Consider the following 25,892-nt stretch of genomic DNA (forward strand, 5'->3'; position numbering starts at 1 on the left):
GGCGGAGCGTCACGACTCCATGATCCGTCTGCTCGATGTCAGCCGACGCGGTAACGCGGGAACGCGCCCGCACCGGCGTACCGGGCGGCGGTCTCCAGCTGCTCCTCGATGCGGAGAAGCTGGTTGTACTTCGCGACGCGGTCCGAACGGGCCGGGGCGCCGGTCTTGATCTGGCCGGAACCGACCGCCACCGCCAGGTCGGCGATGGTGACGTCCTCGGTCTCACCGGAGCGGTGCGACATCATCGTCTTGAAACCGGCCCGGTGGGCCAGGTCCACGGCGTCCAGGGTCTCGGTCAGCGAGCCGATCTGGTTCACCTTGACCAGAACCGCGTTGCTGGCGTTCTCGGCGATGCCGCGGGCGATGCGCTGCGGGTTGGTGACGAACAGGTCGTCACCGACGATCTGGATCTTGTTGCCGAGCTGAGCGGACATCTCGCTCCAGCCGGCCCAGTCGTCCTCGGCCAGCGGGTCCTCGATGGAGACGATCGGGTAGTCAGCGGCGAGCTTCGCGTAGTAGGCGATCATCTCGTCGGCCGACTTCGGCGCGCCCTCGAAAACGTACGCCCCGTCCTTGTAGAACTCGGTCGCCGCGACGTCCATGGCCAGCACGACGTCGCTGCCCAGGCTGAAGCCGGCGGCCTGGACGGCCTCGGCGATCAGGTCCAGCGCGGCGGCGTTGGCCGACAGGTTCGGAGCGAAGCCGCCCTCGTCGCCCAGGCCGGTGGACAGGCCCTTCTTCTTCAGCACCGACTTCAGCGCGTGGTAGACCTCGGCGCCGGTCCGCAGCGCCTCACGGAAGGTCGGGGCGCCGATCGGGGCGATCATGAACTCCTGCACGTCGACGTTCGAGTCGGCGTGCGCGCCACCGTTGACGATGTTCATCATCGGGACGGGCAGCAGGGCGGCGTTCGGACCACCGAGGTAGCGGAAGAGCGGCAGCTCGGCGGAGAGCGCGGCGGCCTTGGCGACCGCGAGGGAGACGCCGAGGATCGCGTTGGCCCCCAGCTCCGACTTGGTGTCGGTGCCGTCCAGGTCGAGCATCTTCTGGTCGATCAGGCGCTGCTCGCTCGCCTCGTAACCGATCAGCTCGTCGGCGATCTTGTCTTCGATGTTGGCGACGGCCTTCTCGACGCCCTTGCCGAGGTAACGGCCCTTGTCGCCGTCGCGGAGCTCGAGCGCCTCGAAAGCACCGGTGGACGCACCGGAGGGCACCGCAGCGCGGCCGACCGTGCCGTCGTCCAGGCCGACCTCGACCTCGACGGTGGGGTTGCCCCGGGAATCGAGGATCTCGCGGGCGACGATCGCTTCAATGGTGGCCATTAGTCGTGTCGCTCCCTAACAGTTGGACGAAAATCAGTTTCGGTCCGCGACCCTGCGGGCCGACCACGACCCTGAGCGTATCGAGTCGGGCGATGAGACGTTCGCCGGGCTGGTGAACTCTCCTCGCGCTATCCCTCAAACCGACGCCCGGCCTGCCGAACCGAGGGGCACTATGACCAGTAGCCTGTTTCCCGCCGACGGCACCCGCGTCGAGTTGGACACCGGGGACGAACGCCTCCCGGACGTCCGAGTGGTCCGGGTCACCGACGCTGCAATGACACTCTCCCTCGCCCTGGACGACGTGCCACCGCTCGGGTCCTCGGTGACCCTGCGCTGGCCGGCCGGCCTGAGGGGGAGCTATGCCGTGCGCGCGACGGTGACCTCTCTCGATGAGAACCGGGCGGACTTTCAGATCTCCGACGAACCGGTCCTCGATCAACGGCGCATGTTCGTCCGGGGCGGCGGGGGCGAGGACGTCCTGCTGGTCCGCGCCGACGCGCCCGAGACGGTCGGCCTGGTGCACGACATCAGCGAGCGCTCGGTCCGGGCCCACTTCAGCGACGTCGACCTGCGGCCCGGGCAGGAGATGCGCCTGCGGGTGCAGCTCGGCACCGAGATCGTCGAGTTCCCCGCCACCGCCCTGCGGGTCAGCGCGATCCGCCAGCAGGTGCCGGTTCGCGGGCCGGTCATGATCGAGATGGTGGCGATCTTCGAACAGGACGAGCGCCAGGCGAAGATCATCCGACGGTACGTCCTCCGGCAGCAGGTCGCCCGCGCCCGGGAGGCCGCGCTCATCGCCGTCTGACGGCATCCCAATTTCCGCATTCCGAATACGTCGGTCGATGTGAATCGCGTTTCGAGATACTCGATTGCGTTGGGTCCGGCGGGTAGGCAAGTGTGGTCGGCGTGCCCGCCATCCCGCGCCGCGTATCCGCCGGCACAGCCCTAGCCGCAGTGCTGCTGATCACCAGCTCATGCACCGGCCTCGATCAAGCCAGCGCCTCCGGGGTCACCCGGCAGGATCTGGCCGCTGAGATGGCCGGCCAGCTGGCCGAGCCGTCCGTGCCGGCCTACACGGCGACGTACCGGCTGGCCGGTGGCGCGAAGGGCCGGACGGTGCAAACCTCGGACCCGGCCCGCACGGCCCACGTGTTCCCCACCGGCCGGTTGATCAACACCGCCGCGGCCGTCACGCTGTGCACGCGGCCCGCGGCTACTCCCGGCTCCTCCGAACCGAGCCAGCCCGTTGGTGAGACGGTCTGCACCGCCACCGACCCCCGCCGCTCCGGCGGACTGCCGGCCACCACCGGCATGATCGAGCCGGACGCGGTCGCCGCGATGCTGGAGACGGCCGCGATCGACCCGGCGGTGGAGATCGAGCAGCAGGACACCACGCTGGCCGGGCGGAACGCCGCCTGCCTGCGGGTGCGCGGGGCCGACGACTTCGACACCTGTGTGACGGTGGCGGGGGTGCTGGCGAGCTTCACCGGCCACGTCGATGGCACGGCGGTTGAGATGGTGCTGGTCGATTACGCCGAGGAGACGGACGAGGCGGACTTCGCCGCTCCGCTGGGGGCGCGCTTCGTGGACCGCCGCAGCAAGTAGCACCGACCGCGCGGCGCGGAACGCGGCAGGCTCACTCCCGGCAGCGGGCGCGCGGTCAGACGCCGAGGAGGGTGCGCAGGTGGCGGGGCGGCGGGGAGCCGTGCGCCAGCATCGCGTCGTGCCAGGCTCGTGGGGTGGCGCCGAACGGGCGGGCCGCCGCGATGGCCGCCACCTCGGTGTAGCCGACGAAATAGGTCGAGAGCTGGGTGGAGGTGAGCAACGCCCGCCGCCACTTGCCGGCCGCCTCGCCCTCCTCCTGGAAGCCGCGCCCGGTCATCAGCGCCATCGCCTCGGCCTCGGGCAGCTCGTCGCAGTGCGTAAGCTGGTCGATGATCGCGTTGAGGCTCATCCGCAGCTGCATCTTCAGCTGCTGGAGCCGGACCGGCAGCCCACCGAAGCCGAGCCCGGTCATCAGTTCCTCGGCGTAGACCGCCCACCCCTCGACGAACGGCCCGGACCAGCCCAGCGCCCGGACCCGGGTCGCACTGGGCTTGCCGGCGGCGGACGGCCCATGCGAACCCGCATTGAACCGCCGGGAGTGCGCGATCTGCAGGAAGTGCCCGGGCATGGCCTCGTGCACGGTCAGGTTGCGCAGCATCTCGTTGTTGTACTCACGGTAGAAGCTGGCGATCCGCTCGGCCGGCCAGTCCGCCGGGGCCGGGGCGATGCAGTAGAACGTCGGCACGTCGGCCGTCTCCAGCGGACCGGGCGGGTCGCAGTACGCCACGGCGACGCCCCGGGCGAACTCCGGCATCTCCTCGATGACGCAGGGATCGTCCACCAAGGACACGATGTCGTGCCGCCGGACGAACTCGGTCGCCTCGTCCATCGTCGCCTTGGCCAGGCCGACGATGGTGGTGTTGTCCGGGTGCTGCTCGGCGATCGAGTCCAGCGCACGCCGCACGGTCTCGTCGGCGGCCGGGCCACCGACCAGCTCGGCCGCGGCGGCCCGCAGTTCCTCGCTCACCCGCTCCAGGTTGTCCCGGGCGCGGGACAGCACCTCGGCGGCGGAGAGCTCGGTGTCCAGCGTGTGCCAGAGCCGCGCCTCCCAGAGCCGGCGGCCGAGGCGCGGGTCGCGGCCGGGCTCGCCGCTGTCGAGCAGCCGGCTGAGCCAGCCGTCGAACTCACCCAGCGCGGCCAGGGCACCGGCCGCGGCCGGCTCCACCACGGCACGCATGCCGGGTGCCTGGGCCAGCAGAGCGGGCACCTCGTCGCGGATCAGTGCGGCCGTGCCGGCGAACTGCCCGGCGGCGGTCTCCGCGTGGATCCGTGGCACGTCACGCAGCAGGGCGCGGGCGGTGGCGAGCGCGTCGGGGATCGCGGCGAGCCGGCCGGCCAGGCTCTCCAGCCGCTCCCCGACCGGGGCGAACCCCCGCGCGATCAGGCCGTGCAGCAGCGGACCCGGATTGTGCTCCAACGGGTTCCACTCGTGCTCGCGCACCTCGGTCAGCTCGAAGAGCTCCCGCTCCACCCGGGCCGCGAGGATGGCGTGGTCGACCTGCTCCTGGGCGCCCAGACCATCCGTGTCGACGCCGCTGAGCGCGTCACCGGCGTCACGCAGCATGGCGATCCGGGTGGTGACGGCGGCCGGGGAGAGATCGGGCAGACGGTCGTCGAAGCGGTGATCCCCCGCGTGGGACGCGGTCGCGGGATCGCTTTCCAGGAGGGCGTCGACGATGCGCTCGGCGAGCGGTACGAACTCCGGCATGCCGAAAACCTACTCGGAGGGACCGACATTTTCCGCCGCACGCACCGCGTCCGCGTACGCGAGTGCGGCCCGGCGCAGCTCGGCCTCCGGGTCCAGACCCGCGGCACGGGCCTCGGCCACCACCTTGAGCAGCACCGCGCCCAGATCATCGCCCTCCGGCAGGGGTACGCCCAACCCAGCCCGCTGCACCCGCTGGAGGATCTTCGCCGCCAGCGCGAGTGCCGGCTGGCTCAGCGCGATCCCGTCGAGCACCGAGTCCCGCGCCTTCTCCTCCTGCTTGATCCGTTCCCAGTTAGCCGTGATCTCCTCGATGTCCGCGACCCGCTCCCCGGCGAAGACGTGCGGGTTGCGGCGGACCATCTTGTCCACCAGCACCCCGGCCACGTCGTCGATCGTCCAACCGTGCCCCTCCGGCTGGTCCTCGGCCAACCGGGCGTGCAGCACCACCTGGAGCAGCACGTCGCCGAGCTCCTCGCGCAGCGCGTCCAGGTCACCCGACTCGATCGCGTCGTACGCCTCGTAGCTCTCCTCCAGCAGGTATGGGGCGAGCGTCTGATGGGTCTGCGCCCGCTTCCACGGGTCACCGCCGGGCGAGGCCAGCCGGTCCATCACCGCGACCGCGTCGAGCAGCCGAGCGCCGGGCGGGTCCCACGAGCCGTACATCAGCTCCAACTCGGCCAGCCCGGGCTCGCGGGCCAGCCGCAGGCCGAGCTGCCGGGCGAACGGCTGGTCACCGGCGGGCCCGGCCAGCCACACCGCGCCGGGCTGACCGGCGACGGCGTCCAGCAGACCCTGCGCGTCGGTCTCCAGGACGGTGACCGGCACGCCGGCCACCCGCAGGGCCGTGGCCTGCTCACTCTCAGCGCCGGCGAAAACCGGGTACGCGCGCACGGTGTCCCAGGCCTCGGCGGTCAGCAACCCGGCCGGCAGCCGCGGCGAGGTGACGAGGAGGACGATCCGGGTGCTCAAGGTACGTCGGCCACCGGAACCGACTGGTCGTCGCCGAAGTCGGTGCTGAGCAGGTTCAGCGTATCGGTCTCGTTCTGGATCTGGAGCACGCCGACCTCGAACGGCTGGTAGCGCGGATTGACCTTGACCCGCAGGTCAGCGGCGACCGTCTGGACGTCGTCGCGTACCTCCGCCGCCGCGGCGACTGCCTGCTGGTTCTGCTGCGACTGCGCGGCCTTCCAGGCGTCGAAGCCCTGTCCGGGCGCCACACCCCCGTTGGCGGCGAGCTGGTCGTAGACCTTTCGCATGTCCTCGTCGGCGGGCGGCGCGGACACCTGGACGGCCTGCATGAGCAGGTTGTACAGCACGAGGTTCTCGACGTAGAGGTGCACGTACTCGGAGTAGGCGGGCAGATTCTGCTGTGCGCCGGCCTCCTCGTACGGCAGGGCGGCGGGCAGCTGCACCCGGCGCTGCTCCGCGACCCGCCCGTAGAGCTCGCGGGTGACCAGCGAGTGCACGATGTCCGCCCGGCTGAACGGCATCTGCACCGGTTTCGGGGTGATGGTCGGCGCGGGCGTCACCTCCTGGCCACTGCGCCGGCGGGCTTCCTCCTCGGCACGCTGCGCCTTCTCGGCCGCGGCCGCGTCGTCACGGGCACGGTCGGTCAAGGCGTCGTGCGCCTCGTCCCAGATGGCCTGGACCCGCTCTTCCGAGACCCGGCCGGTATCACCGAGATAGGCGGCCACGGTCGGCTCCGACCGGCAGGCGGAGAGCCCGCCCACGGCGAGAGACGCGACGACAACGGCGGAGGCGAGTCGGCGAGCACGCAGCATGGTTCAAGACTCTCTCATGTCGATTGTGATGTACGTCGCCCCACCCCCGGCGTCACTCAAATCTTGCCGATCACCTGACGGACCACTTCGGCGAGCTTGTCCTGCGGAACCAGGGCCGGACCGGTGAACTGGACCACCCGGAGCTCCTTCTGGTAGGGCGCGACGGCCATCACCGAGCGACCCTCACCTTCGGTGTACCCGACGGCGGCGGAGCCCAGCCCCTCGATGCGCTTCGAGCCGTTCCCGGCGGCTTCGGCCACCGCGTCGATCGTCTCGTCGACGGTGTCCGCACGGTCCGGCATCGTCGCCACCGACAGCCGGAACGGCTCGTTGCCACCCCGGCCGTACCCGCAGTGCCGCCACACGTTGCCGTTCTCCCGTTTCTCGCGCGGCAGCTCCCGGCCGGACAGCTTGGTCTGCCCGTTGCCGCCGAGCAGGTCGATCACCTTGGCCGCCGGCAGCAGGTCACACGCTGACGTGATCTTCGCCAGGCGTGCCGGAGCGGCGGACGTGGGCGCCGCCGGCGACGGTGGGGCCTGCCAGGTCGGCGCCGGATCCTCGCCGCCGCACCCGGCGGACAGCAGGACGGCGGCGCCGACCGCAACGATTCGCTTCGACACTTTCCATTCCTCCCAAAGTCCTGGCCGAGACTAGGGAGGGGAGATATGCGATCAGCTATTTTCCGGATACATTCCCGGCCGGAGCCGGGACGTCGCCGAGCACGTCCTTGAGCAGCTGGGCGCACCACTGCAGCAGCTCCTGGTCGCGCAGCAGTTCGCCGCCCAGCCGCCGGGTGCTCGGCCGCGGCACGCTCACCTGGTCGTTGGTGGTCTTGTAGACCGAGTCCGGGTGGTAGCGCTTGAGCCGCATCTGCTTCGAGTCGGGCAGGCCCAGCGGGGAGAGGCGGACGTGCTTGCCCTGGAGCGAGACGTCGGTCAACCCGTACGCCCGGGCGAGCAGCCGGAACCGGGCCACCGCGATGAGGTTGGCGACCTGGGCCGGCGGTTCGCCGTACCGGTCGGTCATCTCGGCGACGACCTCGGTCAGGCGGGTCTCGTCGCGGACCTCGGCCAGCTTGCGGTACATCTCCAGGCGCAGGCGTTCCACCGCGATGTACTCGGTGGGCAGGTGCGCGTCGACCGGCAGGTCGATCTTGACCTCCGGCTCCTCCTCGGGGCGCTCGCCCTTGAAGGCCTGCACCGCCTCGCCGACCATCCGCACGTACAGGTCGAAGCCGACCCCCTCGATGTGCCCGGACTGCTCGCCGCCGAGCAGGTTGCCGGCACCACGGATCTCCAGGTCCTTCATCGCCACATACATACCGGCGCCGAGCTCGGTGTGCTGGGCGATGGTGGCGAGCCGCTCGTGCGCGTGCTCGGTGAGCGGCTTCTCCCGGGGGTAGAGGAAGTACGCGTACGCCCGCTCCCGGCCCCGGCCGACCCGGCCGCGGATCTGGTGCAGCTGGGCCAGGCCGAGCAGGTCGGCCCGCTCCAGGATCAGCGTGTTGGCGTTCGGGATGTCGATGCCGGACTCGACGATCGTGGTGCAGACCAGGACGTCGAACTCCTTCTCCCAGAAGCCGACCATCACCTTCTCGAGCTGGTCCTCGCTCATCTGGCCGTGCGCCACCGCGATCCGGGCCTCGGGGACCAGCTCGCGCAGCTTGCGTGCCGCCCGCTCGATCGACTCGACACGGTTGTGCAGGTAGAACACCTGACCGTCGCGGAGCAGCTCGCGGTGGATGGCGGCGGCGACCTGCTTCTCGTCGTACGCCCCGACGTAGGTGAGCACCGGGTGCCGCTCCTCCGGCGGGGTGGCGATCGTCGACATCTCCCGGATGCCGGTGATCGCCATCTCCAGGGTCCGCGGGATCGGGGTGGCCGACATGGTGAGCACGTCCACCGACGCCCGCAGCGCCTTGAGCTGCTCCTTGTGCTCCACGCCGAAGCGCTGTTCCTCGTCCACGATGATCAGGCCGAGGTTCTTGAACCGGGTCGACTTGGCGAGTAGCCGATGCGTACCGATGACGATGTCCGCGGTGCCCTCGGCGGCCTGCTCCAGGGTGAGCGCGGCCTCCTTCGGCGTCTGGAACCGGGACAGCTGCTTGATCTGCACCGGGAACTGGCTCATCCGCTCGGTGAACGTGTTGTAGTGCTGCTGGGCCAGCAGCGTGGTGGGCACGAGCACCGCCACCTGCTTGCCGTCCTGCACCGCCTTGAAGGCGGCCCGCACCGCGATCTCGGTCTTGCCGTAGCCGACGTCGCCGCAGATCAGCCGGTCCATCGGGACCGGTTTCTGCATGTCGTCCTTGACCTCGTAGATGGCCGCGAGCTGGTCGGGCGTCTCGGTGTACGGAAACGCGTCCTCCAGCTCCCGCTGCCACGGGGTGTCCGGTCCGAAGGCGTGGCCCTGGGACGACTGCCGAGCCGCGTACAGCTGGATGAGCTGGGCGGCGATCTCCTTGACCGCCTTCTTGGCGCGAGCCTTGCTCTTCTGCCAGTCGGCGCCGCCCATCTTGTGCAGCGACGGCGACTCACCACCGACGTAGCGGGAGAGCTGGTCCAGTTGGTCGGTGGGCACGTAGAGCCGGTCGCCGGGCTGGCCCCGCTTGGACGGCGCGTACTCGATGACCAGGTACTCCCGGTCGGCGCCGTTGACGGTCCGCTGCACCAGCTCGATGTAGCGGCCGATGCCGTGCTGCTCGTGCACCACGAAGTCGCCGGTCTTCAGCTCCAGCGGGTCGATGGTGTTGCGGCGCCGGGCCGGCATCTTGCGCATGTCCTTGGTGGACGCGCCGCGGCCGCCGGAGATGTCGTTTCCGGTGATCACCGCGAGCCGGGACGCCTCGTCGACGAACCCGTGGTTGAGCCCGCCGCAGGTGATCAGGATCTGGTTGTCCTCGATCGGCTCGGCGATCGAGTCGACCGGGGTCACCCCGAGGCCGGCGTCGCGGAGCAGCTCGGCGGCCCGCTGCGCGGTCCCCTTGCCCTCGAAGACCAGGGCGATGGCCCAGCCGCTCGACGCCCAGCCGGCCAGGTCGGCGGCGAGCCGGGCGGTGTCGCCGTGGTAGAGCGGCACCGGCTGCGCGGCGAGCGCGACCGCGTCACCGGAGTCCGGTGAGACGTCCACGGTGGAGGACGCCTCCCAGGGCAGCGTCTCCTCGGCCGGAACGGTGTCGGCCAGGCCGAACGGCGAGACGGTCCACCACGGCTGCTTCAGAACGGCCGCGTGTGCGCGTACCTCGGAAAGGGGCCGGAAGGCGACGGCGCCGACGTCGATGGGTGCCTGGCAGCCGACGGCGGCCGCGGCCCAGGAGGCCTCGAGGAATTCGTCAGAGGTACGGGTGAGGTCGTGCGCCCTCGTGCGGATCCGCTCCGGGTCGCAGAGCAGCACGTGGGTGCCCGCCGGCATGCAGTCGAGCAGCAGCTCCATGCTGTCGGTGCCGTGCAGCAGAGCGGGCGCCAGCGACTCCATGCCCTCGACCGGGATGCCCTCGGCGAGCTTGTCGAGGATCTCGGCGAGCTCCGGATGCTGGGCCGCCAGCTCGGCGGCCCGGGCCCGCACCGCGGGCGTGAGCAGCAGCTCCCGGCAGGGCGGCGCCCACAGCCGCTCCACCTGGTCGATGGTGCGCTGGTCGGCGACGGAGAAGGTACGGATCTCCTCCACCTCGTCGCCCCAGAACTCGACCCGGGACGGGTGCTCGTCGGTGGGCGGGAAGACGTCCAGGATGCCGCCGCGGACCGCGAACTCACCCCGCTTGGTGACCAGGTCCACCCGTGCGTAGGCCATGTCGGAGAGCCGCCGCGCGACCTCCTCCAGCTCCGCCTCGCGGCCCGCGACCAGCTCCACCGGCTCCAGGTCGCCGAGGCCCTTGAGCTGCGGCTGGAGCAGCGACCGGACCGGCGCCACGATCACCTGGAGGGGCTGCTCACCCGGGTGGGCCAGGCGGCGCAGGACCGCCAGCCGCTTGCCGACCGTGTCGGAGCGGGGCGAGAGCCGCTCGTGCGGCAGCGTCTCCCAGGACGGGTAGACGGCGACCCGGTCCGCCTCGATCAGGCAGCCGAGCGCGTCGACCAGGTCGTCGGCCTCGCGTGAGGTGGCGGTGACGGCCAGCACCGGGCGCTGGGCTGCGCCGATGTCGGTGGAGCCGGCCACGGCGGCGACCACGAACGGGCGCAGCGAGGCCGGCGCGGTCAGGTCGAGCGAGTCGGAGTCGACGAAGCTCTTGCGGGCCAGGTCGCGGGCGCGGGCGAGACCACGGTCGCGCAGGGCGGCTGGGATGAGACCGGAAAGCTGCATGGCGAGAAGACCCCCGAGGGCACGACGAACGACCCCGGACGCCCAGTGGGGCGGGGGTGCAACGAACAGCTTAGTCCGACACACCGACAGTTCCCGGACCACGCGTCTTATCGCACAGCATGTCCGACATGAGCCCGAACGGGTCGTGGAGAGTGCCCGAACGTTGCGCGCACATCATCCGGGGAGGCTACGTGCGGATCCTGCTGCTCGTCTCGGCGTTCAACGGCCTGAGTCAGCGCGTCTGGTGCGCTTTGCGAGAGGCGGGACACGAGGTCGGAGTGCTGCTGGCTACCAGCGGGCCGGACGTGGTCGACGGTGTGCACGCCGCACAGCCCGATCTCATCCTCTGCCCGTACCTCAAGGAGCGCGTACCGGCGCAGGTCTGGCAGCGGTGGCGCACGATCATCCTGCACCCCGGTCCGGTCGGTGATCGCGGCCCCTCCTCGCTGGACTGGGCGATCAGCGAGGGGCTGCCGGCCTGGGGCGTCACCGCCCTGCAGGCGGTGGAGGAGCTGGACGGCGGCCCGATCTGGGCCACCCGGACGTTTCCGCTGCCCGCCGCACCGCCACGCAAGTCGGCGCTCTACAGCGGGCCGGTCTCGGACGCCGCGCTGGAGTGCGTCTTCGAGGTGGTGGCGAAGGCGGCCGACCCGACGTTCGTCCCGGTCCCGGCGGAGAACACCCCGACCGAGGCGCCCGGAGCCCGGCCCCGGCCGCTGATGCGGCAGGCCGACCGGGCCTTCGACTGGGCCGAGCCGACCGACGCCATCCTGCGCCGGATCCGGGCGGCCGACGGGTCACCCGGAGTCCGCACCGAGGTGGCCGGGCTCGCCGTGTACGCGTACGACGCGCATCCGGGACTGGCCCGGGGTGGCCGGCCGGGCGTGATCCTCGGCCGGCGGCAGGGCGCGGTGCTGGTGTCGACCGGCGACGGCAGCCTCTGGGTCGGGCACCTGCGACCGGCCGCCGAGGACGGGATCAAGCTGCCGGCCACGACCGTGCTCGGCTCGCTGCTGCGCGGCGTGCCGCACTCGCCGGTGGGACCGGAGATCGACCCGGAGGCGGCGTCGGCGTACCGGCAGGTCCGCTACCGGCGTACCGGTGCGGTGGGCTGGCTGCACTTCGACTTCTACAACGGCGCGATGGCGCCCGGTCACTCGCGGCGGCTGCTCGCCGGGCTGCGGCACGCGACCGCACAGGACACCCGGGTGCTGGTGCTGCGCGGCGGTATCGAGACGTTCAGCAACGGCATCCACCTCAACGCGATCGAGGCGTCCGGAGATCCGGGCGGAGCGGCCTGGGCCGGCATCCGGGCGATCAACGAGGTGTGCCGGGAGATCATCACCTGCACGCGGCAGCTCGTGGTTGCGGCGTACGCGGGCAGCGCCGGTGCCGGCGGTGTGATGCTCGGGCTCGGCGCCGACGTGGTCGCCGCGCGGGACGGCATCGTGCTGAACCCGTATTACGACATCGGCCTGTTCGGCTCGGAACTGCACACCTTCGCCCTGCCCAGGCGGGTCGGCGCCGACCTGGCGCAGCGGCTGATCGACGATCGGCTGCCGGTGAGCGCGATGCAGGCGGCACGGATCGGTCTGGTCGACGAGGTCGGGCCGCGGCATCCGGAGGCGTACGCGCAATGGCTCGCCGCCCTGGCCGACCACCACAGCGACGTGCGCACCGCGCGCAAGCGACGCGCGGCGAAAGCGAGGCGGCTCGCCGCCGAGCGGATTCCGCTGGAGGTGTACGAGACCCGCGAGCTCGCCGAGATGAGCCGGGACATCTTCGCCGACCGCTCCGGTTTCGCCGCCGCCCGCCGCGGTTTCGTCCGCAAGATCCGTCCGGACGGCACGCCGCGCCGCCTGCTGCTGGCCGCGAACTCCGGCCCGGCGACCGCGGTCCGGCCCCGGGCCACGAACGCCGGACCGAACGTGGGAGTGACCGCCGAACGGCGACCGACGCTACGCCCGGCAGTCCCGGTGTCGGTCTGATCGATGAGTGTCCTGCACACCCCGGACTCCGGGGCGACCAAGCCTGTCCACGATCGTTCCGTGCCCGCACAGCGTCCGCCCGTCGGGCGCGCACCCATGCCTCGCGACCAGCTCGGCAGCACGCTCGTCATGCCGGCACAGTTCGAGTACAGCGCGTACAGCGTGCTGGCCGGGCCGGCCGAGCAGCCACCGGACGGCACCTACCAGGTGCGGATGAGAAGACTGGCCCGGCGGCGTCCGATTCGGACACTGCTCGTCACGCTCTTCGCGTTCGCCTTCGAGAGCACCTTCTTCGGCTGGCTGGTCACCTCGATCGAGCTGCCGGACCAGCGCCTGCACACGATCCAGTACACGGCCACCGTTCTGATGATCGCGGCGACCGCGGCGATCGAGCTGTTCCGGCTGGTCAACGTCGTGACGCTGTGCCTCGCCACGCTCTGGGCCCGCGATCCGGTACCGGTCGTGCCGGACACCGGGCTGCGGGTGGCGTTCCTCACCACGATCGTGCCCGGCAAGGAACCGATCGCGATGGTGGAGAAGACCCTGCGCGCCGCCCGCAAGATCCGGTACGCCGGACGGTACGACGTCTGGCTGCTCGACGAGGGCGACGACCCGGTGGTCAAGCTGATGTGCCGGCGGCTCGGCGTACGGCACTTCACCCGGTACGGGCGGGACGAGTACAACACCCCGGCCGGAACGTTCAAGACCAGAACCAAGCACGGCAACTACAACTCCTGGCTCGACACGCACGGCGACGAGTACGACGTGTTCGTCTCGGTCGACCCGGACCACGTACCGGCACCCAACTTCTGCGAGCGGCTGCTCGGCTACTTCCGCGACCCGGACGTGGGCTTCGTGGTCGGCCCGCAGATCTACGGGAACTACGACAACCCGGTCACCCGCTGGGCCGAGTCCCAGCAGTACCTGTTCCACTCGCTGCTTCAGCGGGCCGGCAACCGGCGCGGCATCGCGATGCTGGTCGGCACCAACAACGCGATCCGGATCTCCGCGCTGAGGTCGATCGGCGGCCTCCAGGACTCGATCACCGAGGACATGGCCACCAGCCTCAAGCTGCACGCCGCCCGCAACCCGGAGTCCGGCCGCCGGTGGCGCTCGGTCTACACCCCGGACGTGCTGGCGGTCGGCGAGGGGCCGTCCTCCTGGACCGACTACTTCACCCAGCAGCACCGCTGGTCCCGGGGCACCGACGAGGTGGTGGTACGCCGCTTCGCCGGGCTGGTCTGGCGACTCGGGCCCGCGCGGGCACTGCACTACGGGCTGCTGATGTCGTACTACCCGCTCACCGCGCTGGCGTGGCTGCTCGGTGCGGCGAACGCGGCCGGGTTCCTGCTGCTGGGCGCGAAGGGCGTACAGGTGCCGGCGCAGGTGTGGCTGATGCTCTATGTGGACGCCGCGCTCTTCCAGGTCGTGCTCTACCTCTTCAACCGGCGGCACAACGTCAGCCCGCACGAGGGCTCCGGCTCGTCCGGGCTCACCGGCATGCTGGCGTCCACTCTGTGCACTCCGATCTACGTGTCGTCGTTCCTCGGCGCGGTGCTGCGCCGCCGCGCCGGGTTCGTGGTCACGCCGAAGGGCGACTCGACCAGCCCGGACCGGCTCGCCACGTTCGCGCCCGGCCTGCGCTGGGCCGTGCTCTACGCCGCGATGCTGGCTGTCGCGCCGTTCATCGGCCACGTCGACGCCGCCATGTACGCCTGGCCCGCACTGAACCTCGTCATCTGTCTCGCCCCGGTCGTCCTCTGGCTGACCCGTCGAAAGGAGCCGCCCGCATGAAGCCCCGCTCGCGTCCCACCCTCGCCCGCCGGCTGGTGAGCGGTCTGGCCACGCTGGTGGTGCTGGCCGGCGTGGCGGTCGCCAACCGCCCGATGGTCGCGGTCGGCGCGGAGGCGCTGCACACCTACCAGATCAATCGGGAGTCCTACAAGAAGAAGTACGGCCACTGGGCCCGGCTGCCGGTGCCGCGCGGCTACCGGGTCAACGCCATCCACGCCGCGCTGCTGCACACCGGCAAGGTGCTGATCATCGCGGGCAGCGGCAACGACCGGGACGCCTTCGAGGAGAAGTCCTTCCGGACCGTGCTCTACGACCCGCGTACCGAGAAGTTCACCGAGGTTTCGACCCCGACGGACGTGTTCTGCGCCGGGCACACCTTCCTGCCCGACGGAAATCTGCTGGTGGCGGGCGGCACCAAGTCGTACGAGGTGCTGGAGAAGGACGTCGAGCACGCGGCCGGCGCCATGAAGATCAAGAACGAGTCGCCGGACCACGGCGACCGGGTCCTCGAGAAGGGCACCCGGCTGCTCTCCGCCACCGGAGAGGCCTACCTGACCAGGACCAGGGTGACCGTCAAGGCGGCCAAGAAGATCACCCACGGCAAGCGCACCATGGTGCACGCCGGCGAGGTGGAGGTCTGGGTGGACGCCGCGCGCAAGGGCGACGGCCCGGTGGTCCGGGAGCCGGCCCAGTACACGATCGACGGGCTGACCGGCGACGACGCCCGCAACCTGTACGGCGTCGCTGACAAGATCACCCGCGAGAAGCAGGAGTACGGCGGCGACAAGACCTCGTACGAGTTCGACCCGGTCGCCGAGCGGTACGTGCGCACCGGGAACCTGCGCGACCACCGCTGGTACCCGACCCTGATCGGGCTGACCAACGGTGACGTCCTCGCCGTCTCCGGCCTGGACCAGTTCGGCCGGGTCCTGCCCGGACGCAACGAGCGCTACCTGCCGGACCAGCGGCGATGGGTGCGCGCGCCGGAGCTGAAGCGCTACTTCCCCACCTATCCGAGCCTGCACATGATGGCCGACGGGCGGGTCTTCTACTCCGGCTCGAACGCCGGCTACGGCTCCGACACCGAGGGGCGCGCACCGGGCATCTGGGACGTCCGGCGGAACAGGTTCCACACCGTGCCGGGCCTGCGTGACCCCCGGATGACCGAGACCAGTTCCTCGCTGCTGCTGCCGCCGGCCCAGGACCAGAAGGTGATGCTCCTCGGCGGCGGTGAGATCGGTGAGTCGCCGATCTCCACGGCCCGGACCGACATCATCGACCTGGACGAGACGGCCCCGCGGTACCGGCCCGGACCGGACCTGCCCCGGCCGGCCCGCTATCTCTCCACAGTGGTGCTGCCGGACGACACGGTCCTCACCACGGGCGGCTCGTCCGGCTACCGCGGCGGGCCGTATCGCGGTAAACCGCGCAGCGACCTGTTCAACTCACAGATCTACCGGCCGGACCGGAACGCCTTCGCCACCGCCGCCGAGTCGACCGTCGGCCGCAACTACCACTCCGAGGCGATCCTGCTCCCCGACGGACGGGTGATCACCCTCGGCGGCGATCCGCTCTACGACGAGACCGGCAAGACCGCGGGAACGTTCGAGCAGCGGATCGAGGTGTTCAGCCCGCCCTATCTGTTCCGCGGCAAACGACCCGAGATCACCGGTGGGCCGGCCGAGATCGAGCGGGGCGGGACCGCCCGGTTCACCACGCCGGACGCCGGGTGGATCGCCTCGGCCCGGCTGCTGCGGCCCAGCTCGGTCACCCACGTCACCGACACCGACCAGCGGTCCGTGGCCCTCGACGTGACGGCCACCGCGGGCGGCGTGGAGGTCACCGTGCCCGAGCCGGCCGGACTGGTGCCGTCCGGCTGGTACATGCTCTTCCTCGTCGACGAACGGGGCGTACCGTCCGTCGCCCGGTGGGTCCGGGTGCGCTGAAACCATGGCTCGCCGCACGTTGGCGCTGCTCGCCGCCCTCCTCGTGGTGGCGGCGGGCGGCGTGCTTCGGGCCGAGCGGGAACCGGCACCGGCGATCCGGACTCCGGAGACGGCCGGCGTCGCGTACCCCGGTCTCTATGTCGACCCGAACGGCGCCGCCGCCGCGCACGTGCGTGCGTTGGAACGGGCCGGGCGCCGGGCCGAAGCGGCGATCCTGCGGCGCATCTCCGACCGGCCGGCCGCCACCTGGTTCACCGACGCCGCGCCGGGCTTCGCCGACCGGGCCCGGCGGCTGGTCACCGCCGCGAGCCTGGCCCGCCGGGTGCCGGTGCTCGCGCTCTACAACATCCCGCACCGGGACTGCGGCAGTCACTCCAAGGGCGGGGCCGTGAACGCGCAGGCGTACCGTGCCTGGATTTCGGCCCTGGCCACGGCCATGCGCGGGCATCGCGCACTGGTGATCCTCGAACCGGACGCGGTCGCGCAGGCCGCGCACGGCGGCTGTCTGAGCGCGCGGGCCGCCGCGCGGCGCTACGCGGTGCTCTCCGCCGCGGTGACCATCCTGGCGGCGGTTCCCGGAGTGTCGGTCTACCTGGACGCCGGCAACCCCATCTGGGTCCCGGCGGCACGAATGGCGCCGGCACTGCGCCTGTCCGGCGTCGGCCGGGCGCGCGGCTTCGCGCTCAACGTCGCCAACTTCGAGACCACCCCCGACAATCTGAGGTACGGGACGCTGCTGTCCCGCCTGCTCGCCGGACGCCACTTCGTCGTCGACACCAGCCGCAACGGCAACGGCCCGGCCCGCCGGGGAGCCGGCGACCGGCACTGGTGCAACCCACCCGGACGCCGGCTCGGGGTCCCGCCGACGCTGCGGACCGGGCATCCGCTCGCGGACGCGTACCTCTGGGTGAAACGCCCCGGTGAATCGGACGGGCCCTGCGGCCGCGGGGCCCCGCCCGCAGGTCAGTGGTACCCAGCCTATGCGCGGAGCCTCGCTGCGTCATGAGACTCTTGACTCAATTCACCCCTTGACCGGGGTCCGCCGATAACATCGGCGAAGTCGGGACAGCGCCGTCCTGGAGCCATCCGAGCTAAGGAGCGCCCCGATGACCGACCAGCCTGCCCACCTGGACCGAGAGGGTTCGGACGCGGCGTTACGTGCCGACATCCGCCGGATCGGCACGCTGCTCGGCCAGACCCTCGCCCGGCAGGAAGGCCGGCCGCTGCTGGACTTGGTCGAGGAGATCCGCGCGCTGGTCCGGCAGGACGCCCCGGCCGCCGCCGACCGCCTCTCCGCCATGGACATCGCCACCGGCACCAAGCTGGCCCGCGCCTTCTCCACCTACTTCCACCTGGCCAACATCACCGAGCAGGTGCACCGGGCCCGGGACCTGCGTCGCCGCCGCGCCAAGGACGGCGGCTGGCTGGACCAGGCGGCCACCCGGATCGCCGACAAGGGCGTGCCGGCCGACGAGATCGCCGCCGCGGCCCGCCGGCTCGCGGTCCGCCCGGTCTTCACCGCGCACCCCACCGAGGCGGCCCGCCGCTCGATCCTGTCGAAGCTGCGCCAGGTCGCCGACTCGCTGGACGCCGAGTCGGCCGCCGCTGCCCTGTACGGCGACACCGACACCACCGCCTCCACCAAGCGGTTCGCCGAGCTGATCGACCTGCTCTGGCAGACCGACGAGCTGCGCCTGGACCGGCCGGACCCGACCGACGAGGCCCGCAACGCCGTCTACTACCTCAAGGACCTGTACGCCGAGGCCGCACCGCAGGTCCTCGACGACCTGGCCGAGACGCTGCGCCGGCTCGGCGTGGAGACCGCCCCGACCTCCCGGCCGCTCACCTTCGGCACGTGGATCGGCGGCGACCGGGACGGCAACCCGTTCGTCACCCCGGCGGTCACCCGCGACGTCCTGCTGATCCAGCATGAGCACGGCATCCAGGCCACCGAGAGGGCCATGGACAAGCTGATCGACGAGCTGTCGGTGTCCCGGCGGCTGCGCGGCGTCTCCCTGGACCTGTCCGCCAGCCTGGCCCAGGACCTGGACAACCTGCCGGACATCGCGGACCGGTTCCGCCGGGTCAACGCCGAGGAGCCGTACCGGCTGAAGGTCCGGGCCATCAAGGCCAAGCTGTCCGGGACCCGGGCCCGCCTGAAGAACGGCACCCCGCACGTGCCCGGCCGCGACTACCTGGGCAGCGACGAGCTGATCTCCGACCTGGAGCTGATGCGGGCGTCGCTGGCCCGCAACTCCGGCCAGCTGCCGGCCATCGGCATCGTCTCCACCGCGATCCGCCAGGCGTCGGCGTTCGGCCTGCAGCTCGCCACCCTCGACGTACGCGAGCACGCCGAGAAGCACCACGAGGTGCTCCAGCAGATGTACACCCAGGTCGGCGAGGTGGACGACTACGCCACCCTGGACCGGCCGGACCGGACCAAGCTGCTCGCCACCGAGCTCACCGGGCGGCGGCCGCTCTCCAGCGCGGACACCCCCCTCACCGACTCGGCCCGCAAGACGTTCGACGTGTTCAACACGATCCGCGAGGCGCAGGACAGCTTCGGGCCGGACGTCATCGAGACGTACATCATCTCGATGACCCTCGGCGTGGACGACGTGCTCGCGGCGGCTGTGCTGGCCCGCGAGGCCGGGCTGATCGACATTCACACCGGCCGCGCCCGGGTCAACATCGTGCCGCTGCTGGAGACGCCGGCCGAGCTCGACGCCGGTGGCGATCTGCTGGACGAGATGCTGTCGCTGCCCGCCTACCGCGAGATCGTGCGCGCCCGCGGTGACGTGCAGGAGGTCATGCTCGGCTACTCGGACTCCAACAAGGAGGCCGGCATCACCACCAGCCAGTGGCGGATCCACAAGGCGCAGCGGTCGCTGCGTGACGTGGCCGCCCGGCACGGGGTCCGGCTGCGGTTGTTCCACGGCCGGGGCGGCACGGTCGGCCGTGGTGGCGGGCCCACGCACGAGGCGATCCTGGCCCAGCCGTACGGGACGCTGGACGGGGCCATCAAGGTCACCGAGCAGGGCGAGGTCATCTCCGACAAGTACACGGTGCCCGCGCTGGCCCGGGAGAACCTGGAACTGACCGTGGCGGCGGTGCTCCAGGCCACCCTGCTGCACACCAGCATCCAGGCGGACCCGGTACGCCTGAAGGTCTGGGACGCCACCATGGACACCGCCTCCGACGCGGCGTTCAGCCAGTACCGCACGCTGGTCGAGGACCCGGATCTGGCCGCGTACTTCTGGGCGGTCACCCCGACCGAGCTGCTCGGCGCGCTGAACATCGGCTCCCGCCCGGCGAAGCGCCCCAACGCGGACGCCGGCCTGGGCGGCCTGCGTGCCATCCCGTGGGTGTTCGGCTGGACCCAGACCCGGCAGATCGTGCCCGGCTGGTTCGGCGTCGGCACCGGCCTGGCCGCGGCCCGGGCCGCCGGACTCAGCGACGTCCTCGACGAGATGCACGACAACTGGCAGTTCTTCCGCACGTTCCTGTCGAACGTCGAGATGATGCTGGCCAAGACCGACCTGTCGATCGCCCGCCGCTACGTGGAGACGCTGGTGCCGGAGGACCTCCGGCCGATCTTCACGAAGATCGAGCGGGAGTACGAGCTGACCGTCCAGGAGGTCCTGGCGATCACCGGCGGTTCCGAGCTGCTCTCCTCGCAGCCGGAGCTCTCGCGCACCCTCAGCGTTCGCGACACCTATCTGGAGCCGCTGCACCACCTCCAGGTGGCACTGCTGCGCCAGTACCGCGAGCTGAACGAGGCCAGCCGCCAGATGCCGACGGCACCGGGCGCCCGGCGCGGCCCGTCGGATTCGACGGCCTTGGAGCGCGCGCTGCTCACCACGGTCAACGGCATCGCCGCCGGCATGCGCAACACCGGCTAAACAGCCCAACCCCACCGCTGCCTCAGCGGGCACGAGACAGCGCTCGCGTTGGGCCCCCGGGGCCCAACGCGAGCGCTGTTTCAGGGGGAGCGGGACAGCACTGGGGTTGGGCCGTTTGTCCACAGGCGTAGCGGGTTGTCCACAGGGGCGGAACGGGCCCTCGCCGAGTCACCGATGGAAAGCCGTCTCCGGTTGCTGCTCGTGGATGCGGGTGTGCCGCCACCGGTGCCGCAGTTCGAGGTTCGCGACGAGGACGGCCGGTTGATCGGACGAGTCGACCTGGCATGGCCGGCTCGGCGGGTCGCCCACGAGTACGAGGGTGACCACCATCGGAGCAGGCCCAGTTCCGGCGTGACATCGGCCGGCTGAACGCGCTGCGGATGGCCGGGTGGACCGTGTTGCGGGTGACCGCGGACGAGGTGTTGCACCGCCCGTGGGAGACAGTCGCGATGGTGACCGCCGAACTCTCCCGATGATCGCGCTCGGCCCAACGCCAGTGCTGCTTCGACGGCCGCGAGGCAGCACTGGCGTTGGGCTGGTCAGCTGGTTTCGCCGGCGAGGCTGAAGCTGCCGAGGCGGTTGATGGCGATCACGGTGCAGACCACGGCGAAGACCGCGCTCATCACTATCGCGGTGGTGATGCCTACCTGGGAGGGCAGGATGTCGGTCGGGGAGAGCTTGTCGGCGATCGTGATGACGTACTGCTCGATGGAGAGCACCCGGGTGCCGCTGAGGAAGCGGCCGAGCAGGCCCTCCCAGACCAGGATGTAGACCAGGCCGAGCAGGACCGGGCGCCGGGTCAGAAGGCTGAGCAGTACGAACAGGGCCGAGTAGGCGATCGAGCCGGCCACCGCCGCGACGGCCAGGGCGATGCCCAGCTCGGCGGAGCCGGCCAGCAGGCCGACCGCGAAGAGCGGCAGCGTCGTGGTGATCGCGGTGACCAGCACGGCGACGCCGAACTTCGCCAGGATGATGTCGCGGCGCGGGAGCGGCTTGGTCAGGATGTGGACGAGCGTCCCGTCGTCGACCTCGGAGCCGAGCACGCCGGTGCCGACGATCAGCGCGACCACCGGGAGCACCACGGCGAAGCCGAGGCCGACGATGACGGCCTGGCCCCACTGGTCGGGCGACAGGTTGTTCGCCCGGCAGATCGCCGCCAGGCCGATGAGCAGCAGCGGGAGCGGCAGGAGCAGTAGAGCCCGGCGACGGCCCAGGAGGCCACGCGCCGTGATCAGGGCGACGGTAGACATCAGGCCTCCAGCAGGTAGGAGAAGACGCTCTCCAGGGATTCGTCGGACGGCACCAGCTTGTGCAGGCGGATGCCCTGGTCCAGGGCGATCCGCGGCAGCGCGCGGGTGAAGCTGCCGTAGTCGGACGCCCGCACGGTGAGGCCGGTGGACTCGATCTCGATGCCGGCCACCGACTTCTCGGCGATCAGCGCCACCGCGAGCCGCCGGTCGTCGGAGCTGCGCACCGCGAAGACGTGCGGCCGGTTCGTCATCAGCCGGCGGATCTTGCGGAAGTCGCCGGACGCCGCGAGCCGGCCCGCCACGATCACCTGGACCAGGCCGGCGACCTGCTCGACCTCTTCCAGGATGTGCGAGCTGAACAGGATGGTGTGTCCGCGGTCGCCGAGCGAGTGCAGCAACTCCATCATGTGCATCCGCTGGCGCGGGTCCATGCCGTTGAACGGCTCGTCGAGCAGCAGCACGCGCGGCTCATGGACCAGCGCGGCGGCGACCCGGGTGCGCTGCCGCATGCCCTTGGAGAAGGTCTCGATCCGGCGGTGGGCCGCATCGGTCATCTCGACCAGCTCCAGGGCGCGGCGGGCGGCGCCCGCCGGGTCCGCCAGCTTCTGCATCTTGGCGCAGGCCAGCACGAACTGCTCGGCGGTGAGGAAGCCGTGCACCGCCTCCCGCTCGGTGACCAGGCCGAGATCGCGGTAGACGGCCGGGTTGCGCCAGGTCGGCTTGCCGTCGATGGTGACCGTGCCGCGCGACGGGGCCAGGAAGCCCGCCATCATGTGCAGAATCGTGGTCTTGCCGGCGCCGTTCGGCCCGAGCAGACCGGTCACGCCGGTGCCCAGCGACATGCTGATGTCGTTGACCGCCACCACGTTGCCGTACCAGCGGGTCACGTTGGCCAGGTCGACCACGCCGGTGACGGCACCGGTCTCGGCCGGGTAGGTCTGGGTGGTCACAGCGAGGCCACCTTCCGGTAGCGGGCGAGCAGCAGCAGGAGGCAGGCGGCGATCAGGCAGACCGCCTCGATCGCGTAGACCGGGCCGAAGCGGCCGATCGGCAGTTCCATCTCGACCGGGCCGTCGGACAGCCAGGCGCCGATGCCGGCGATCAGGGTCATCGGGCTGGCCAGGCCGGCCAGGCTGTTCGCCGTGGTGGACCCGATGATGCTCAACACGCCGACCACCGGGGTGGTGACCAGGAAGACGGCGACGATGCCACCGGCGGCGAAGGCCTGCTTGCCGGTCAGCGACGCGATCAGCAGGCCGATGCTGCTGAACAGGACCGCCCAGAGCAGGCTGTAGCCCCAGCCGGGGGCCAGGTCGAGGAACTCGTTCCACACACCGCGGGCGCCGGTCTTGGTGGTGAAGGCCGCACCCAGGAACATGATGAACTGCGGAACACCGAGCAGCAGCCAGACCGCGGTGACCATGGCGGCGAACTTGGCCAGCACGTAGTCGGCGGCGCGTACCGGTCGGCTGAAGTAGAGCGGCAGGGTGCCGGACCGGATGTCGCGGGACATCAGCTGCGGCGCGAGGATCGCGACGAAGAAGATGATCAGCCAGGCCATCTGGTCGTCGTACTGGACGTAGGTGAAGATCACCTCGCCGAGCTGGGAGCGGACCGCGGCCAGGATTACCGCGACCAGCAGCATGATGCCGGCCACCAGCCAGGGGAAGATCTTCGCCTTGGCCGAGCGGCCCAGCCCGAACGAGGAGCGCAGGCCGTGCACGTAGAGCGCGGTCAGCCCGGCACGACGGCCGAGCCGCTGCCCCTCGTACCGCTGATATCCGATGTCATGGATGACCCCGGCCTCAGACATCTGCGGCCTCCTTAGCGGTGAAGAGCTCGGCGACCCGGTGCCGGCGCTGATCCAGGCGGTGCAGGGACAGATCCAGGTCGGCCACCGCACGCAGGATGCGGTCGTAAGAGGCATCCGAATCCATGGGCACCAGCAGCAGCCTGCCCTCTCGGGTGACCTCCAGCCCGATCCCCGTCAGGGCGGTGGCGAGTTCGTCCGTACCCTCGCTGACCTCGACCGCCAGCACGTCGGAGGCGGTGGTCATGCTCGAGATGCGGTCGGCGCGCAGCAGCCGGCCGCCCTCGATCGCGATGAGCGAGTCGCAGATCCGCTCGACCTCGCCGAGCAGGTGCGAGCAGACCACCACCGAGATGCCGAACTCGTTGCCGATCCGGTGGATCAGGGCGAGCATGGCGTCGCGGCCGGCCGGGTCGAGACCGTTCGTCGGCTCGTCGAGCAGCAGCAGGTCGGGGTCGTGCACCAGCGCCTGGGCCAGCTTGACCCGCTGCTTCATGCCGGTGGAGTAGCCGCCGATCTGCCGGTACCGCTCCTCGTAGAGGCCGACGTGCCGCAGCGCCTCGGAGGCACGCTCCCGGGCCGCGGTGCGCGGCAGGCCGCTCATCCGGCCCAGGTGCGTGACGAACTCGGAGGCCGAGACGTCCGGTGGCAGGCAGTCGTTCTCCGGCATGTAGCCGACGCGGGCACGGACCTGGTCGGTCTGCGTGACCGGGTCCAGGTCGAAGACCCGGAGGGCACCGCTGGTGGGCGGCACCAGTCCGAGCATGATCTTGATGAAGGTGCTTTTACCGGCGCCGTTGGCGCCGACGAGGCCGATGACGCCCTCGTCGACGGCAACGGTCAGGTCGGCGAGGGCGGTCACCCCGCCGCCGTACGTCTTGGTCAGCGCCTCGGTAGCGATGATGGTCACGGGCTCAGCCTAGAAAGCCCATGCACTTCTGCGGGATCCGGATGTCCCCTGACCCGCTCTCAGGGTCTCTCAGCCCGCTCTCAGGAACTCAGCTCACCGCCACCTGGAAAACCGGCAGCCTGCCGAGTCTCCGATACTCACGCAGGGCGGCCGGGGTGCTGTCCACCGACGAGTCCTGGCCCTTGTGGTTGCCGGGCGTCTCGAAGTGCACCATCGCCTTGATCGCCGGGAAGTGCCTGATCTGCCGGCCCACCTCCCGATAGAACTCGGCCATGTGGCTCGGGTTCCGCTTGGAGAACCAGACTCCCCACTCGGCGACCATCAACGGCTTCTTCGGGTGCTTGGCCCGTACCCAGTTGTAGAAGCCGGGCCAGCCGGGCTTGCTGGCCGAGCGGCGGTTGAGCAGTTCGTCGAAGCCGCCGTGGCCGTAGCCGGGGTCGCTGTACGAGTACGTGTCGAACCCGATCCAGTCGACCACGTCGTCGCCCGGGTACATGTGGTTGAACCAGCTCTTGGTGGTGTGCGGCACGTACGCCATGTGCACCAGCACGGTGACCACGTTCGTCGCGCCCTTGGCCCGCAGCCGCTTCACGACGTGCCGGAACATCGCGGAGTAGTCCCGGGCGGTGTAGCCGGAGCCGGACCGCTCGCGAACCTGGTCCTCGGCCTCGTGGTGCACCGCGAAGAAGAACCGCTCGCGGAAGTTCTTCCGCAGGTGCACGGCGAGCCGGTCCAGGAACTCGTCGGTACGCCGGTCCCCCTTGGCGATCTTGGCCCAGGTGGTGCTCTCCGGCTTCCAGTTGAGCAGCAGGATCCGTTTGCGGCCGGGCTCCCGGGCGATCGCGATCTCCTGCGGCGTCGGGAAGAGCTGCCGCACCCCGCTGTGGTACGCGTGGAAGATCGCCTGGTGCCGCCCGGTCTTGTTCTCGAACTCGGCCAGCGCCCGGACGCTCTTCTCCTCGGTGTGCGCCCCGGGCGCCACGCCCCAGAGCACGCCGCAGGTCGGAATCAGCTTGGCACCGGTCCGGCAGCGCTTGCGCGGTCGGGCGTCCCGGTCCGGCGCCTCGTACCGGGCCGGGACGCCGCCGAGCAGCGGGCCGGCCAGGCCGCCCACGACTGGCGACCGGTACGTACCCAGCACCTGTTCGGGCAGTCCGGGGTACGGCGGCATCGCGACCGTGGGCGAGGAACTACCGCTCCCGGTCGGTGTCGGTGCCAGGGTCCGCAGGTCCGGCTCGGGCATGGTGCTCTGCCGCAGCGGTGAGACGTGGTCCGGCCGGGGCGGACTCATGGCCGGCACCTCGGCCATCGACGTCGTGACGGTCGGGTCGCCGGACGGTCCGTACGGCAATCCGATCTGTTCGGTGCCGCCGGTCCACGCCCAGGCGAGCGTGGCCGTCACCGACATGGCGAAGGCCGTGGTCAACGCGGCGATGTGCAGAAGCCGGGAACGGGTCTGTCTCACAATCGCCCAGTATTGGAGGATCATGCCTACTTGTCCAGGAAGTAGACGTTTTATCCTATTCTGTGCCATAAGTTGCTTTTATCCGGCTGGACGGAAGATCGGCGCGAGAGTA

General features: G+C 70.9%; 19 protein-coding genes. 8 read left to right on the forward strand and 11 right to left on the reverse strand.

The window, feature by feature from the left end; genetic code table 11:
* Nucleotides 1-38: 38 nt before the first annotated feature.
* On the reverse strand, nt 39-1,322 hold the full coding sequence (gene eno / locus I4J89_RS17325; RefSeq protein WP_196415007.1) for a phosphopyruvate hydratase: 1,284 nt from the start codon (nt 1,320-1,322) through the stop codon (nt 39-41).
* Nucleotides 1,323-1,494: 172 nt separating this feature from the next.
* Here eno and I4J89_RS17330 point away from each other — a divergent pair, with 172 nt between their 5' ends.
* Both I4J89_RS17330 and I4J89_RS17335 read left to right on the forward strand, forming a co-directional pair.
* Nucleotides 1,495-2,127 carry a PilZ domain-containing protein gene (locus tag I4J89_RS17330; protein ID WP_196415008.1) on the forward strand — a complete coding sequence of 211 codons (633 nt, stop codon included), beginning with the start codon at nt 1,495-1,497 and terminating at the stop codon, nt 2,125-2,127.
* A 101-nt stretch (nt 2,128-2,228) separates the two neighbouring features.
* A complete protein-coding gene (locus tag I4J89_RS17335) occupies nt 2,229-2,927 on the forward strand; it encodes a hypothetical protein (RefSeq protein WP_196415009.1) in 699 nt (232 codons plus the stop codon).
* A 55-nt stretch (nt 2,928-2,982) separates the two neighbouring features.
* On the opposite strand, the gene I4J89_RS17340 is transcribed toward I4J89_RS17335, so the two are convergent.
* From I4J89_RS17340 to mfd, 5 genes are read right to left on the reverse strand one after another with little or no spacing between them, the layout of a single operon-like run.
* A complete protein-coding gene (locus I4J89_RS17340) occupies nt 2,983-4,635 on the reverse strand; it encodes a DUF885 domain-containing protein (protein WP_196415010.1) in 1,653 nt (550 codons plus the stop codon).
* 9 nt (nt 4,636-4,644) lie between these two features.
* The gene (locus I4J89_RS17345; protein ID WP_196415011.1) at nt 4,645-5,604 is read right to left on the reverse strand and encodes a nucleoside triphosphate pyrophosphohydrolase; all 960 of its coding nucleotides are present in this window, start codon (nt 5,602-5,604) and stop codon (nt 4,645-4,647) included.
* Nucleotides 5,601-6,416 (reverse strand): hypothetical protein, encoded by an 816-nt coding sequence (locus tag I4J89_RS17350; protein ID WP_196415012.1) that lies wholly within the window; start codon nt 6,414-6,416, stop codon nt 5,601-5,603. The genes I4J89_RS17345 and I4J89_RS17350 overlap by 4 nt, the downstream gene beginning before the upstream one ends.
* 56 nt (nt 6,417-6,472) lie before the next feature.
* Nucleotides 6,473-7,036: a DUF3558 family protein gene (locus tag I4J89_RS17355; RefSeq protein ID WP_196415013.1), complete on the reverse strand. Its 564-nt coding sequence runs from the start codon at nt 7,034-7,036 to the stop codon at nt 6,473-6,475.
* 55 nt (nt 7,037-7,091) lie between these two features.
* On the reverse strand, nt 7,092-10,715 hold the full coding sequence (gene mfd / locus I4J89_RS17360; protein WP_196415014.1) for a transcription-repair coupling factor: 3,624 nt from the start codon (nt 10,713-10,715) through the stop codon (nt 7,092-7,094).
* 191 nt (nt 10,716-10,906) lie between these two features.
* Between mfd and I4J89_RS17365 the strand changes: the two genes are divergently transcribed.
* The 6 genes from I4J89_RS17365 to I4J89_RS17390 all read left to right on the forward strand — a co-directional run bounded on the left by I4J89_RS17365 (nt 10,907) and on the right by I4J89_RS17390 (nt 20,714).
* The gene (locus tag I4J89_RS17365) at nt 10,907-12,703 is read left to right on the forward strand and encodes an enoyl-CoA hydratase-related protein (protein ID WP_196415015.1); all 1,797 of its coding nucleotides are present in this window, start codon (nt 10,907-10,909) and stop codon (nt 12,701-12,703) included.
* Between the two features lie 60 nt (nt 12,704-12,763).
* Nucleotides 12,764-14,497, forward strand: coding sequence for a glycosyltransferase family 2 protein (locus I4J89_RS17370; protein WP_309238357.1), 1,734 nt, complete (start codon nt 12,764-12,766; stop codon nt 14,495-14,497).
* Entirely contained in the window at nt 14,494-16,443 is a 1,950-nt protein-coding gene (glxA, locus tag I4J89_RS17375) for a radical copper oxidase GlxA (RefSeq protein ID WP_196415016.1), read from the forward strand. The genes I4J89_RS17370 and glxA overlap by 4 nt, the downstream gene beginning before the upstream one ends.
* Nucleotides 16,444-16,447: 4 nt before the next feature.
* Complete coding sequence (locus tag I4J89_RS17380; RefSeq protein WP_196415017.1) at nt 16,448-17,449, forward strand: glycoside hydrolase family 6 protein; 1,002 nt, start codon at nt 16,448-16,450, stop codon at nt 17,447-17,449.
* Nucleotides 17,450-17,549: 100 nt separating this feature from the next.
* Complete coding sequence (ppc, locus tag I4J89_RS17385; protein ID WP_196415018.1) at nt 17,550-20,345, forward strand: phosphoenolpyruvate carboxylase; 2,796 nt, start codon at nt 17,550-17,552, stop codon at nt 20,343-20,345.
* Between the two features lie 174 nt (nt 20,346-20,519).
* Entirely contained in the window at nt 20,520-20,714 is a 195-nt protein-coding gene (locus tag I4J89_RS17390; RefSeq protein ID WP_196415019.1) for a hypothetical protein, read from the forward strand.
* Between the two features lie 170 nt (nt 20,715-20,884).
* Here the strand turns inward: I4J89_RS17390 and I4J89_RS17395 are convergent, their stop codons facing one another.
* The 5 genes from I4J89_RS17395 to I4J89_RS17415 all read right to left on the reverse strand — a co-directional run bounded on the left by I4J89_RS17395 (nt 20,885) and on the right by I4J89_RS17415 (nt 25,780).
* A complete protein-coding gene (locus I4J89_RS17395) occupies nt 20,885-21,595 on the reverse strand; it encodes an ABC transporter permease (protein WP_196415020.1) in 711 nt (236 codons plus the stop codon).
* Nucleotides 21,595-22,545: an ABC transporter ATP-binding protein gene (locus I4J89_RS17400; protein ID WP_196415021.1), complete on the reverse strand. Its 951-nt coding sequence runs from the start codon at nt 22,543-22,545 to the stop codon at nt 21,595-21,597. Before I4J89_RS17400 ends, I4J89_RS17395 begins: the two co-directional genes overlap by 1 nt.
* Nucleotides 22,542-23,408: an ABC transporter permease gene (locus tag I4J89_RS17405; protein ID WP_196415022.1), complete on the reverse strand. Its 867-nt coding sequence runs from the start codon at nt 23,406-23,408 to the stop codon at nt 22,542-22,544. Before I4J89_RS17405 ends, I4J89_RS17400 begins: the two co-directional genes overlap by 4 nt.
* Nucleotides 23,401-24,315, reverse strand: a complete 915-nt coding sequence (locus tag I4J89_RS17410) for an ABC transporter ATP-binding protein (protein WP_196415023.1) — start codon at nt 24,313-24,315, stop codon at nt 23,401-23,403. Before I4J89_RS17410 ends, I4J89_RS17405 begins: the two co-directional genes overlap by 8 nt.
* An 88-nt stretch (nt 24,316-24,403) precedes the next feature.
* Nucleotides 24,404-25,780: a glycosyl hydrolase gene (locus tag I4J89_RS17415; RefSeq protein WP_309238358.1), complete on the reverse strand. Its 1,377-nt coding sequence runs from the start codon at nt 25,778-25,780 to the stop codon at nt 24,404-24,406.
* Nucleotides 25,781-25,892 lie beyond the last annotated feature (112 nt).

Source organism: Actinoplanes aureus (assembly GCF_015704865.1).
GTDB classification, from domain to species: domain Bacteria; phylum Actinomycetota; class Actinomycetes; order Mycobacteriales; family Micromonosporaceae; genus Actinoplanes; species Actinoplanes aureus.

What these genes read in the sequence shown, in the direction of transcription:
- I4J89_RS17340 (WP_196415010.1), bottom strand. Translation starts at nt 4,635, where the DNA reads ATGCCGGAGTTCGTACCGCTCGCCGAGCGCATCGTCGACGCCCTCCTG.
- eno (WP_196415007.1), bottom strand. Translation starts at nt 1,322, where the DNA reads ATGGCCACCATTGAAGCGATCGTCGCCCGCGAGATCCTCGATTCCCGG.
- I4J89_RS17330 (WP_196415008.1), top strand. Translation starts at nt 1,495, where the DNA reads ATGACCAGTAGCCTGTTTCCCGCCGACGGCACCCGCGTCGAGTTGGAC.
- ppc (WP_196415018.1), top strand. Translation starts at nt 17,550, where the DNA reads ATGACCGACCAGCCTGCCCACCTGGACCGAGAGGGTTCGGACGCGGCG.
- I4J89_RS17350 (WP_196415012.1), bottom strand. Translation starts at nt 6,416, where the DNA reads ATGCTGCGTGCTCGCCGACTCGCCTCCGCCGTTGTCGTCGCGTCTCTC.
- glxA (WP_196415016.1), top strand. Translation starts at nt 14,494, where the DNA reads ATGAAGCCCCGCTCGCGTCCCACCCTCGCCCGCCGGCTGGTGAGCGGT.
- I4J89_RS17390 (WP_196415019.1), top strand. Translation starts at nt 20,520, where the DNA reads ATGGAAAGCCGTCTCCGGTTGCTGCTCGTGGATGCGGGTGTGCCGCCA.
- I4J89_RS17380 (WP_196415017.1), top strand. Translation starts at nt 16,448, where the DNA reads ATGGCTCGCCGCACGTTGGCGCTGCTCGCCGCCCTCCTCGTGGTGGCG.
- I4J89_RS17395 (WP_196415020.1), bottom strand. Translation starts at nt 21,595, where the DNA reads ATGTCTACCGTCGCCCTGATCACGGCGCGTGGCCTCCTGGGCCGTCGC.
- mfd (WP_196415014.1), bottom strand. Translation starts at nt 10,715, where the DNA reads ATGCAGCTTTCCGGTCTCATCCCAGCCGCCCTGCGCGACCGTGGTCTC.
- I4J89_RS17405 (WP_196415022.1), bottom strand. Translation starts at nt 23,408, where the DNA reads ATGTCTGAGGCCGGGGTCATCCATGACATCGGATATCAGCGGTACGAG.